Annotated in this window: 7 protein-coding genes and 1 pseudogene; 2 read left to right on the top strand and 6 right to left on the bottom strand. The window is 72.5% G+C overall.

The window, feature by feature from the left end; all coding sequences use genetic code 11:
• Positions 1–89 precede the first annotated feature (89 nt).
• The 4 genes and pseudogenes from AB0N06_RS07735 to AB0N06_RS07720 form a co-directional block, all read right to left on the bottom strand.
• Entirely contained in the window at positions 90–4,316 is a 4,227-nt protein-coding gene (locus AB0N06_RS07735) for a TIGR02680 family protein (protein WP_366133794.1), read from the bottom strand.
• An 8-nt stretch (positions 4,317–4,324) separates the two neighbouring features.
• On the bottom strand, positions 4,325–5,530 hold the full coding sequence (locus tag AB0N06_RS07730) for a TIGR02678 family protein (RefSeq protein WP_366133793.1): 1,206 nt from the start codon (positions 5,528–5,530) through the stop codon (positions 4,325–4,327).
• On the bottom strand, positions 5,527–7,179 hold the full coding sequence (locus AB0N06_RS07725) for a TIGR02677 family protein (RefSeq protein ID WP_366133792.1): 1,653 nt from the start codon (positions 7,177–7,179) through the stop codon (positions 5,527–5,529). Before AB0N06_RS07725 ends, AB0N06_RS07730 begins: the two co-directional genes overlap by 4 nt.
• A gap of 178 nt (positions 7,180–7,357) precedes the next feature.
• Positions 7,358–7,933: pseudogene (locus tag AB0N06_RS07720) on the bottom strand (peptidase dimerization domain-containing protein); the annotation flags it as partial.
• A gap of 45 nt (positions 7,934–7,978) precedes the next feature.
• Between AB0N06_RS07720 and AB0N06_RS07715 the strand changes: the two are divergent.
• A complete protein-coding gene (locus AB0N06_RS07715) occupies positions 7,979–8,512 on the top strand; it encodes a hypothetical protein (protein WP_366133791.1) in 534 nt (177 codons plus the stop codon).
• A gap of 283 nt (positions 8,513–8,795) precedes the next feature.
• Here the strand turns inward: AB0N06_RS07715 and AB0N06_RS07710 are convergent, their stop codons facing one another.
• Positions 8,796–10,640 carry a TerD family protein gene (locus AB0N06_RS07710; RefSeq protein ID WP_366133790.1) on the bottom strand — a complete coding sequence of 615 codons (1,845 nt, stop codon included), beginning with the start codon at positions 10,638–10,640 and terminating at the stop codon, positions 8,796–8,798.
• A gap of 115 nt (positions 10,641–10,755) precedes the next feature.
• On the bottom strand, positions 10,756–11,013 hold the full coding sequence (locus AB0N06_RS07705) for a hypothetical protein (protein ID WP_366133807.1): 258 nt from the start codon (positions 11,011–11,013) through the stop codon (positions 10,756–10,758).
• Between the two features lie 120 nt (positions 11,014–11,133).
• Here AB0N06_RS07705 and AB0N06_RS07700 point away from each other — a divergent pair, with 120 nt between their 5' ends.
• Complete coding sequence (locus tag AB0N06_RS07700; RefSeq protein ID WP_366133789.1) at positions 11,134–12,372, top strand: M20 family metallopeptidase; 1,239 nt, start codon at positions 11,134–11,136, stop codon at positions 12,370–12,372.
• Positions 12,373–12,379 lie beyond the last annotated feature (7 nt).

The following is a 12,379-nucleotide window of genomic DNA, read 5'->3' as shown; positions in this document are numbered from 1 at the left end:
ACCCGTGTCCGTCGGCCCCCTGCCCTCCCCCCGCACCTGAGGTACGGAAACCGGTCCGCTCGTGGCGGCCGGAGTCGAAGGGGTCACGTTCACAGGGAGTCCTGTTCTTCGATGCTGTCGGGTCCCGCGATTCCTGTCGGTCCGACGAGCGGTCCGGACGTGTCCTCGCCGTCCCGTCCGAGGCCGTCGGCTTGGGCGGGAATCCGCGTCGTGTCGACGGTCGCACCGGGCTCGGTGCCACGCTGTCGCTCGCCGCCGTCCCACTCCCATCTGGTCACCAGAACGGCGGCGATGTCGTCAACCCGGGACAGCTGTGCGATGGCGATTCCGGGCACCTGCGGGTAACAGGCCCACTCCCGCTCGCTGGTCATGACGACGTCGAGATCGAAGGCGCGCAGCAGTCCCAGGCACTTGGCGCGGGAGTCGTCGTCCACTCCCGCGAACGCCTCGTCGAGGGTGACGAGGCGCGGGGCGTACGCGCCGCCGGCGCTGGCGTAGTGGGACGACGCGGCGGCGAACAGTGGCACGGACGCTGCCAGTACGCGTTCGCCGCCCGAGGCGGGCCCGGTGGCCGGGACCCACTTGCCGTGCTGGTGGCGCTCGACGCCGAACTCGTGCCACGTGCGGTAGTCGAGGGCGGCGGCGAGGTCCTCCTGCCAACTGCCGGCGCTGTCGTCGGCCTGCCGACGGGCGATCTGCTCCTGGAGGAACGCGCCGACCGCGGCTCTGTCCTGCGGAGACCAGGCGTCGGCGGACTGCCGCAGCCGCTCACGGACCTGGGCCAGTCCCTGCGGGGCCCGGCGGGAGGCCCGCCACACGAGGCGCAGCTTCATTCCCGTCGAGGTCGGGCGCTCCTCCAGCTCCTGGTTCATCGCGCGCACCTGGCGCTCGGCCGCCCCGATCAGCTCCTGGAGCGTCCCGGCGACCTCGGTGATCAGATGGGTCTCCAGCATCTCGCGCTCGTGTGCGGACAGGAGACGGGTCAGTTCGGCGACTTCGGTGGACAAGGCTTCGGCCAGTTCGGGAACCGCCCGTTCCCGACCCTGGTACACGATGTCGACACGCATGCCGTCCTCGCTCGGGCGGGCCGTCGCGGTGTGGCCGTGCCGGGACAACGCGTCCTGGAGTCTGCCGAGTTCCTCGCTCAGTCGCTTCTGCACGCGTTCCCAGGCCGCGTCCGAGTCATCGACCGCCGACAGCCGGGACTCGACGGCACGGGCGAGGCTCACGGCGGGAGTCGCCGCCCACGTTCCGCCGTCGTCCGGGACGGGGAGGTCAGGGAGGGCGACGGCGAGCAGTCCGGTCGACACGAAGCGCTGAAGCGCCGCGACGGCGCGCTCGCGCGCGGCGGTGGCGTCCGTGATGTCCTCGGTGAGCCGCTCGATGCGGCCTTCGGCGTGACCCGCTCGCCGGTCGGCGTCGCGGATGCCGTCCTGGGCACGCTGTCGCTCGGTCTCGCAGGCGCGTGCGGCGGCCGCGGTCTCCTCCAGCCGTCGCTGGAGTTCCGCGACGGCCGCTCCGACGGTGGAGCGCAGCGTGCGCACGTGTTCGTCCGCCGCGACGGCCAGCCGCGCCGCTTCCGTGGCACGCTCGGCCAGTTCGACGACGAGTTGTTGTGCCCGGTCGGTCTCGGTCTGCTCCTCGGTGACCGCCTGCTCGGCGTCCGCGCGCTCGCGCAGGGCCGGCCACAGCGCGGCGAGGTGGGCGGTGTGATCGGCGAGCGCCTGCCGCACGGCGCCCAGCCCGTCCCGGTCTGCGGGAAGGTTCAGGTCGGCTGCGTTCTCGTCGAGTTCGGCCGCGGCACGGTCGGCTTCTCCCGCCGCGCGGGCCACGTCGGCGGCCCGCTCCCGCTGCCGGGTACGGGCCCGGTGGACCGCGTCGGCCAGCGCGCCGACCCGGGCGTGGGCGTGGCGCAGGTCGTCGTCGCCCGGTACGGCCGCCAGTTCGGCGTCGAGCACGCGGCGGCGCTCGGCCAGCGCGCGCCGTTCCGCGGCCAGTTGCTCCAGCTCGGTTTCCAACGCCTGTCGCTCGTCCCGCAGTTCGCCGATCCTGGTGCGGCGTGTCTGCTCCCGGGCCCCGTCCCCCACGTACTGGGCCTCGTTCTTGGCCCAGCTCCCGGTCAGCGCCCCGACGCGGAAGCGCCCGTCCGTCGAGACCCACGTCCCGTTGCCGCCGGTCTCCGGGACGTTCTCCAGTGCTCCGTCACCGTGGTCGTCCACGAGGCCGATGGCGGCCAGCAGCCGCCGGACCGTCTCCTCCCCCACGGCGGCGGCCCGCACGTCCGCGTGGTCGATGGCCGGACACAGGGCGAGGCCGAGACCGCCCGCGAGCCGTGGATCGGGCGGGACCAGGGGGGCGAGCAGCACGTCGTGGCCGTCCGCCGACGTCGCGGAGCCGTCCGGCGCCACCCAGGCGTCGAGGAGGCCCGACGCCTCCAGTGCCGCTTCCAAGCCGGCGCGTTCGGCCGGGGTCACGTGCGGCCGGAAGTCGACCAGCCGCCACAGCGGAGCCCCGAGGGCCTGGGTGCGGGCGTCAGCGGCGCGGGTGTGGGGTGCGGCGGGGCCGCGCTGCCCGCCGGTCTCCAGAGCGGTGAGTTCCTCGGTGACGGACCGCAGGTGCTGTGCCGTCGCCGCCCGGCGGTGGTCGAGGGCGGCGGCCCGGTCGGCCAGCCGGGAGGCCAGGGGGCGGTGGGCTCCGTCCGCGGCCGCGCGTGCCGGGTGGGGGCCGTTCAGGCTGCCCACCCAGCCCTGCACGGCGTCAAGCACCCCGGGTAGCCCGTCCACTCGCAGTTCCACGCAGCCCGACAGGTGGTCCCGCACGGCCGCGACCAGCGCGCGCCCCGCTTCCGCGACGCCTTCCTCGGCCTCGGCCAGCCGCTCGGTGCTGTGCACGGCCTCCTCGTCGGCCTCGTCGGCGCGCAGCCGGGCCGCCGTGCGTGCCTCTTCGGCGTGTTCGGCCCGGTTCACCAGTGCTGCGACGTGCTCCACGGTGCGCCGTCGGGCCGCCGTGGCCTCGTTCGCCGCGCGGCGCAGGGAGGTGACGGGGGCGCCCTCGGTGCGCGGGACGTCGATCCGCGACGCCGCAGCGCTGCCGGCCACCTGGTGCTGGATGTCATCCAGTGTTTCCTGGGCCCCGGTCAGCCGGTTCCGCGCGGTGGCGAGCCGGCCGAGGGCCCGGGTGTGTGCCTGGGACGCCGTCTGCCGGTCCGTGTCGGACCGGGTCCGTTCAGCGGCGGTGCGGGAGGCGTCGGCCGCCGCCTGGTCGAGTGCGCGTGCGTCGCGCATCTCGGGCCCGGACCTGAGCGCGGCGTCCTGGGCGCTCAGCCGCGCCGCCCGCTCGACGAGCGCCCGCGCCTGTTCCTGGGCCTCCGTCCGGTCCGCCACGGCCTGGCCCCGGTCGGCCTGGGCCTTGCCGAGTTCCCGCTGGAGGTGTTCGTAGCGGGCGTGTTCGGTGCGTGGCAGGCGGGCCCGGCGGCGGGAGGCGATGCGGGCGTAGCGCCTGTAGTGGTCGAGGAAGGCCGAGGAGGCATGTTCGGCCTCGCGTGCGGCCCGCAGCTCCTCCTTCTCCTCGTCCAGCGAGCGGAACGCCTCCGCCGCGTCGGCGATGACCGCCTGGTCCATCGGCGGCAGTGCCTCGGTCAGCGCCCGGGACAGGGCGGCCTCGCTCGGACGTTTGGACAGCTGGGGCTGGCGCAGCTGGATCAGCAGGTCGACGAGCGCGCCGTAGCGCCGCTCCCCCAGCCCGAAGAGGGCCTCGTCGACCGCTCGGCGGTACGCCTTGGCGGTGTCGTAGACCATGCCGTGGCCGCCGATGGCCTCGGCGAGCCGGTCCCGGGACAGTGCGGTGCCGGTGGCGTCCAGCAGGTCGAGTCCGGCGCCGATCCGCTGACCGGTGACGGCGAACCAGTGGCGGGCGATGCCGCGTCCGGTGACGGCCTTCAGCCCGCACAGCAGGGTGCGGAAGTGCGCCTCGCCGCTGGTCTCGTCGAGCCGTCCGAACTCGATCCAGGTGTAGCCGAGACGTTCCGGATGCGGGTGCTCTCCGCCGAGGAGCAGGTTCCACTCCATGCGTTTGCCGGGGTCGCCGTCGGGCTCGACGCGGCGGGCGGAGAGGTCGCCGTCCAGCAGGAACGGCAGGGTGAGGGCGAGCACCTTCGACTTGCCGGTGCCGTTGTTGCCACGCAGCAGCAGCCGCCCGTCGCGGAACCAGAACTCCTCGACGTCGTAATGGAACAGATCGACGAGCCCGATCCGCAGGGGCCGCCACCGACCGGGGTCCGGGCTGGGGAGGACGGGGGGCGGGGTCGGCGCGGTCACTGCGCGGATCACCTTTCTTCGCCGGTGTGCCGGACCACGGCGTCGCCGACCGCGTACCGCGCGAGGGCGGGGCGCGGCGCGACGCCTCGTGCGGTGCGCTCGGCGAGCCCGAGGGCTTCGAGCTTGGTCAGGGCCTGTTCCACGAGGGCGGGTTCGGCGCCCGGCTCCCGGGCCGTCTTCGACCAGAAGGTGCCGTGCTCCGACGCCAGTTCGCGTACCCGCAGGGCCAGTCGGTCGGGGGTGACGGGCCCGTGGGCCCGAGCCAGGTACTGGGCGAGCAGCAGGGTGATGTGGCCGTGCGTGCCCTGTTCCGGCATGCGTACGTCGGTGAGGTCGTCCTGCGGATCGACCATGGCGATGCCTTCGGCGCGTACCTCGGCGACGAGTCCGGTCAGTTCGCTGATGCGGGCGGTGATGAACCCACGCTGCCGGGTGAGGTAGACGAGTTCGTCGTCGGCCAGGTCGTCGTAGTAGAGCACAGGGTCGTCGAGGAGGCGGCGGGTCAGCTTCCAGCGGATGGCACGGAACCTCAGCTCGTCGCTGTCGAGGGCGGTGGGCGCCGTCATCTCCGCCAGGCGTTCCTCGAAGTCCTGCGCATCGATCAGGGAGGGGCCGCGCAGGGCGGCGGGCATCCCGGCCAGTACGCGCCGGCGCACGTCGTACAGCACGTCCCCCGAGCCGCTGACGTACGCCTCCTCGTCTCCGGCCACCCTCCGCAGCACCCCCAGCCGCAGCAGCAGGCGTACGACGGCCGCGAGATCGAGGCGCTCGTCGCGCCGCTCCAGGGTGAACGTGATCCCGGCGGTGACGAGTTCGGGATCGGCGGCGGCCAGCACGACGTGTTCCGCGAGCCGTCCGAGGGCCACCTGCGCCTCGCCCCGCTCCAGCGCGGCGAGGGTCAGGCAGAGCAGGACGTAGCGGCGGCGGGTGAAGGGCAGCCCGGTCCTGGACGCCTCGCGGGCGGGGTGGGTGGCGTCGGTGAGGATGCCCGGTGTCTTGCGCAGCCGTGCGGCGTCGGCGTCCGTGCGCAGCGTCCAGCCGACGTTGCGTTCGAACCAGTCGCGCAGTTCGGCGGCGTGCCGTCGCACCAGCCGGAACTCGTCGGCGTACGGCCCGTCGGAGGTGAGCAGCGGCTCCTTCAGCAGGGCTCGTGCGGCCCGCTGGAGGTCGGCCTCGCGCTGGCCGTCGAGGATCTCGGTGGCGGAGCCGGTCATGAGTCCTCCGTGAGCCGGGGGGAGACGTGGACGGCGGCGCGCTGTCGTGAGACGGGGCCGCCGGAGCGGCTTTCGGGGTCCGTCATGAGATCGACGATGTCGACCAGATGGTCGGGACCGCGGAACACCCCGCCGGGTGTGCGCACTTCCGCCGTGCTCCCGTCGTCGAGCGCGGTCAGCCGTATCTCCATCGTTCCGTCCCCGCTGGTCGCGGCTGTGGTCGTCATCCCCGGTCGCCAGGTGGCGAGGGCGTCGCCGAGCAGGCGCAGGAACAGCTGGAAGACGAGCGGGTCGAGTTCGCCCAGCCGGGACAGCCGGACCGGTCCGCCCGTCGCCAGCCGCTCCCGCGCCTGCCGGGTCTCCCCCGCCTCCTGTGCCGCGATTTCGGCGAGTCTGCGTTTCGCCTCGCCCCGGTCGGCCACCCGGCGCGGTTTGCCACGGCGTTCGTAGCTTCCGGTACGGCGCAGCTGAGGGCTGATCCGCAAGGGGCGCGCCTCGGCCCACGGTGTCGACGCCGGCTCCGGCGTGGCGGTCCGTTCGGCGAGGGTGTCGGCGTCGACGGTGAGATGCCGGGAGGAGTGCAGTCCGAACGCCACCCGCCACAGACGATGCCGCGCCGCATCGTCCGGCGCCTGCGCGAACCAGCGCGCCAGCGTGCGGAAGTCGGCGGAACGGTCGGACCGCCCGGCCCGCCGTTCATTCAACTGCCGTACGACGGACAGAAGTTGCGGAATCGATCCGAGCGCGCGCCCGCGCAGCAGGCGGGCCTGTGATTCCCGTCCTTCCCCCGACACGAACCACTGGGCGAGCCCGGACCACCGCGCGGCCCACCTCTCGCGGGCCGCCGCCCGAGCGTGCTCGACGTCCTCCGGAGCGGCATCGGCGGACTCCCGGCCGGCGGCGAGCGACAGCAACGGTTCCACCCGCCCCTGCTCCTCCAACTCCCCGATCAGCAGGGCGATTCGCCCGCCGAGCGTGATGAGATCCTGGATGAACCGCTCCAGATACTGGATCAGCCGGTCCTTGTACGCGAGAAACGCCTCGACCTCGATGTCGTGGAGATCGATGGTGCGCTGCAACGACCCCATGAAGGCACGGGCGTTGTCCGCAAGGTCGGTGAAGCGTGCCGTCAGCACGGACAGCGCGATGTGAGCCTTGGCCGGATCGGGCTCGTCCTCCCCGGCGATCACCAGCAGCGCCCGCAGCTGCGTGACGATGTCGTGCAGCGCGACCGCCTGGAGCTCTCCGCGCCGCCCGAGTGCCTCGTCGTACGTCCCGAGCGCCGCCTCGGCGGCTTCGCCTGCCCGGGTGAGCTGGTAGATGAACCGCCTGCGGTAGAAGTCCTCGACCGCCGTCACCCGCGCGTGGTCGGGGTCGGCCCGAAGGTTCCCCCAGGCGACGAGGCTGTCGAGCGCCTTCACCACCGGCTCGACGTCACCCGGCCGAGTGTCCGCGTCCAGGGCCGCATGCACGTCCTCCGGTCGCAGATGCACCGCGAACCGCTCCTTGGCGGCGAGGAACGCCCGCATCACCTGCCGGTAGAGGGCGGCGTTCGGGGCGGTGAGGTGGGCGAAGGGAGTGTAGTCGGTGAGGGGCGAGGCTGCTTCGGATTCGGGCGGCGGGACGGGCTCGGAAGTCTGGGAGGTCATCGTCAGTCCATTGTTCCGGATCACCGGCCGCGGCTGTGCGTGATGTCCGGATTCCCTGTCACGTGGGGGCGAGAACGCACCCTGAGCGTCAAACGAGCGTCACGGGTGTTGCATGGTGACTCTCCCAGGCGGACCGCTCATGCCAGTACCTCGTCAGCGCCGGCACGCCGAGTCCGCGTCAGCTGCCGAGCCAGGCGAGCGCAGCCACCGTCATGGCGCTGACGCCGGTGTCCAGGGTGGGTTGGACGACGGGGGCGAAGGCAGGGCTGTGGTTGACCGGGACGTCCTGGGCGATGGTGCCCTTCTTTGCGGCCTCGGCATACAGCTCCGCGTCGATGCCTCCGATGCCCCAGTAGGTGAACGGCGCGCCGAACGCTTGGGGGATCTCGCTCATGTCCTCGCTGGCGGTCTGCAGGTCGATGGTGTGTGCGTCCTCGCCGAAGTGGGCGGCGAACGCCTCGGCGACGCGCCGGGTCGCTTCCTCGTCGTTGACGGTGGGTGGGAAGGCGGCCGTTCGCTCGATCTCGGGTGCCTTCGGCGACCCGGACGCCTCGCTCTCGGTCCGGACGATGCGTTCGATCGCCTTCAGGACCTGGCTGCGCGTGTCATCGTCGTAGGTACGGACGTTGAGCTCGATGACGGCGCTGTCGGGGATGACGTTGGGGCTGGTGCCGGCGTGGATGCCGCCTACGGTGACGACGGCGGGGATGGTGGCGGCGAGTTCCCGGGAGACGATTGTCTGCAGGCGGACGACGTGGGCGAAGCTGGAGCAGGAGGCGGTCAGCCTCTACACCTACGAATGACGCACTGGGTCGCGAGCCAGGTCAACCTGTGGAATGTGGCGGTCACCCGGGCCAAGTCGCAGCTGATCACGGTGGGGGGCCGCGCCTTCTGGCAGGACCAGAGCGGCCTGCCCGCCCTCCTCGCCGCGCGTTCGGCGCCGCTGGGAGCGGGCGACGACGGCACGACGGCCGAGGCCGGCACACCCGGCCCGGTGACCGAGGCCCGCGAGGACCTCGCCGACCGACTGCAACAGTACCTGGCCGGACGGGGCATCACCGATCTGGAGCGGGCCGTTCTGGTGGGCGGCCACCCGGTGGACCTGCTGTTCACCGACGCCGGCGAGAACACGGCGGTACTGATCGACCCCGGCCCGGGGTCCGATGCGGACCCTGCGCGACACCTTCGGCTGACCCACGCGCGAGGCGACCTGCTCACCGGACTGCCCTCCGGGGGTCACGGGGCCAAACCCTGCCCCGTGAGCCGGACGGTGCGGGTGCCCGCCTGGCGGATCCTCGCGGGCGAGACCGCGCTGGTACCGCTGTTCGGCTGAGCGTCGGACAAGGCGGCCGGGCTCGGACGATCAGGCCCGGCGGCCCGCTCAGCCGCCGGGCAGACTCCGCACTACGTACGTCAGTCATGTGCTGGAGTTTCCCGCCCGCAGCCACTCCGTCGGCCATCTCGTTCGGCGAGTCGGCCGAGTAGTGCGCGTGTCGTTCGTCCAAGGGGGACCACCGCTGCATGAGAGCAGCCCACACCGCTCCATCGCCCCCTGCAATGACACGTACGGGTGATAGCTCCGTGAGATTCCAGCCTCTCCGAAGGGGATCCGTCAGTTATTCGGCGACGTCGACGCCGTAGCCACGAGCAAGGTCGGCCAGGCCATGGTCGTAGCCCTGCCCGACGGCGCGCAGCCTCCATCCCTCTCCTCGGCGGTAGAGCTCGGCGAGGATCATGGTGCGCTCGGTGGTGGCGGCGTCGAGGGTGGCCCGGGCGGTCGGGGCCGCGCCGATCCCGCGGGTGGCCGTGATTTCGATGGCTCCGACGTCGGAGAAGGTCGCGGCACCGTCGATCGCAGCAGCGATGACGACCCGGTGGATCTCCAGGGGCAGGCGCTCCAGGTCGGCGGTGACGGCCTGCTCCGTCGGACCGTCCGTGCCGAGGCGCACGGTGCCGTCGGGATGCTCGGGTGCACCGTAGAAGACGAAGTCCTCATCTCCTGGCACCTGTTCGAGCGCGTCGACCGCGAAGGCGACGACGTCCACGTCGCAGACGGTCTGCTGACGCCATGTGGCGGCCACCGTCCAGGCCGTGCCGGCGTCGGACAGGTCGATGACAGCCCCTCGGACCAGTACCGCTGCCGTGTCCGGCTGGTTTCCGGCCGCGCTCTGTGCCGGCGCGGGCATAGGCGTAGTCGTGGGTGCGAGGAGCCAGTCGGCATCGTGGACGTGGAGGCCGAGCGTGACGATGCGACTCATGCGCCGGTCCGCTTCGCCGCCGGGCAGCACGACGACGTCGGACACGCTTGCGGAGAGGTTGACCGCCGCGGAGGCTCCAAGGGCGACAGCACGCGCACGTGCCTCGGCGGCCTCGTCGTGGGTGCCGCCCAGGACCAAGACCCTGCGCCCAGTGAGCGACTGGTCCGCAGTAGCAGTGGGTGAGGTCGATGCAGCAGTCCGCTGTGCCGGGAGACTCGGCGTCGGCGCAGGCGGCGCGGTGCACACGCTCGCGGGCGTCTCCACCGTACGACGCTGCCGGGCGGTGCCCTTGGTCTGGCCGGGCTGCACGCTCTCCAGAAGTCGCAGATAAGTCGGCTCGTCCACGAACGGAACGCCCTCGTCCGCGGCGCGATTCAGCTTGGCAGATCCGGCGCCGGGGTCGTTGGTGACGACGGCGCTGGTCTGGCCGCTGACCGAGGTCATCATGTTCAGCCCGGCCGCCACCGAACGGGCGACCAGTTCCTCGCGGGAGACCCGGGTGTCCCCGGTAATGGCGACCTTCATGCCCTGCACCAGCGCCCCGCCATGCGTCAGTCGGCCCGGATTGCGGTACGCGCAGGGCGTCTTGGGGACGTACGGCTTGTAGTCCTGGCGGGGCGGGCAGTCCAGGAGCGGCAGGGACAGGCCCAGTTGCTCGGCCGCGCTCAACGAGCCGCGCAGAATGCCGGAGAGCACCCGTACGTCGTCCTGCGCATCGTGGGCCTTCTGCTGGCGCACCCCGTAGTGCGCGGCGAGCGTGCCCAGCTTGAGATCGGGCGTCGCGGGCCCGACCAGGCGGTTCAGGGCCAGAGTGCACAGCCGCCTGCTCACCGGCACCCAGGAACGGACGTGAGCGAACTCGTGGGCCAGGAAGTCGTAGTCGAACTGCGCGTTGTGGGCGACCAGGACGCGACTGCTGAGCAGCGCCCCCACCTGCGGAGCGATCTCCTCGAAGGTGGGAGCGTCGGCGAGCCGGGCGGGGGTGAGGCCGTGGATGTGCACGGGGCCGGGGTCGCAGCCCGGGTTGAGGAGGGTTGAGAACTCCCCTGTTTGGTTGCCGTATGCGTCCAGCGTGAGGATCGCAAGGGACAGGACGCGGTCCCGGCCGGGTCTCAGCCCGGAGGTCTCCACGTCCACCAGCGCCCAGTCGTGGAAGTAGTCGGGGAGGGTGGGCCACTTTGGACTCGCCGACAACAGGACCATACGAGGCTCTCCTCCCCCGGGTGCGGCGGACTGCACACCCTCTCCATAGTGGTGATCAACCAGTGGGATTTTCGCACGCACCGAGCGCCGTTCGTGGTGGTTCTGTAATGGAGCACTAACCACAGGCGAACAAGCCGGTGCGCTGCGGAGGTGGCCTTGGCTTTGTTCTGATGGGCGACCGCATCCACCTCATGTACTGCTTCTCGAACGCCTTGACCGCCCTGGTCGCGTGCTCCTTGTCCTCGGCGTTGTAGATGTCCTGGATGGCCTTCTTCGCCGCGGGCTGGGCCGACTTGGGCACGGACCGGCCGGGCACGACCGGCGCAACGCCGTCCGGAAGCCGGGGCGTGGGTGACGCTCCGCGGCGTTTCATCTGCCCGGCCCAACGCGGCACCCCGTTCTTGGCCGAACGGACAGCTCACGGCAGGACCCGGCTCACGATGCTGGAGCAAATCCGTCGACCGGAGGGTCCGCTGTGCCCGATCGCCAAGCCGTGGTGAACCGAAATACCGTACGAAGCAACGCCGTTGGGGCCGAGGAGCAGGAGGCCGCGCTGCTCGCCGACATCGAGCGGCTCGTGCGGTGCGAGTCGCCCTCGGACGACCTGACGGCCGTGGCCCGGAGCGCGGAGACCGTGGCCCGGGTCGGGGCCGCCCGGATCGGGGCCGAGGCCGAGCGCGTCGTCATCGACGGCCGGACGCACCTGCGCTGGCGCCTCGGCGGCACCCCGCGCGTCCTGCTCCTGGGGCATCACGACACGGTCTGGCCCGTCGGATCGCTGGACGACCGTCCCTTCGAGGTCCGGGACGGCGTGCTGCGGGGCCCCGGCTGTTTCGACATGAAGGCGGGCCTGGCCATGGCGTTCCACGCGCTGGCGGCGCTGGCTGGGGCGCACCCGGGCCAATCCGGCTCCGCGCACCCGCTGGACGGTGTCACCCTGCTCGTCACCGGCGACGAGGAGCCGGGCTCGCTCACGTCCAGGGAGCTGATCGAGCGGGAGGCGCGCGGCTGTAGGGCCGCGCTCGTGCTCGAGGCCGCGGGGCCGGGGGGAGCGCTGAAGACCCGGCGCAAGGGGGTCTCACGCTACGAGGTGCTGGTGCGCGGGCAGGCCGCGCACTCCGGGCTCGAACCGGAACGTGGTGTGAACGCGACGGTCGAGGCCGCCCACCAGGTCATGGCGGTGGCCGGGACGGGGGACCCGGGGCGTGGGACCACCGTCACGCCGACCTGTATGGCTGCGGGCACCACCAGCAACACCGTGCCCGCGTCGGCCCGTTTCGACGTCGACGTCCGGGTCTGGGACACCGCCGAGCAGGACCGGGTGGACCGTGCGATGCGCGGCCTGCGGGCCCGGCTGCCCGGCGCGGCGGTGGAGGTGCGCGGCGGCCCGAACCGTCCGCCGCTGGGGGCTTCGCAGACCTTGTTCGACCGGGCGAGCCGGATCGCGCGGGAACTCGGGCTGGCGCCGCTCACCGAGGTGGCCGTCGGCGGCGCCTCGGACGGGAACTTCACCGCGGGCGTGGGTACCCCCACCCTCGACGGTCTGGGCGCGGTCGGCGGTGGCGCGCACGCGGAGGACGAGCACGTGCTGGTGGCGGAGTTGATGCCGCGCACGCGGCTGCTTACGGCGCTGGTGGCGGAGCTGCTGCGGGAGCCGGACGGCTGTCCGGGCGCACCAGGCGGCCAGGGCGATCCTGTGCGTCCGCACCAGCTGCCGGACGAACTGGGCTGAAACCATG

This window comes from Streptomyces sp. NPDC051020 (genome assembly GCF_040683105.1).
GTDB lineage: Bacteria > Actinomycetota > Actinomycetes > Streptomycetales > Streptomycetaceae > Streptomyces.
The sequence above is the reverse complement of the archived record's forward strand: the minus strand, read 5'-3'. Positions and strand labels throughout refer to the sequence as shown.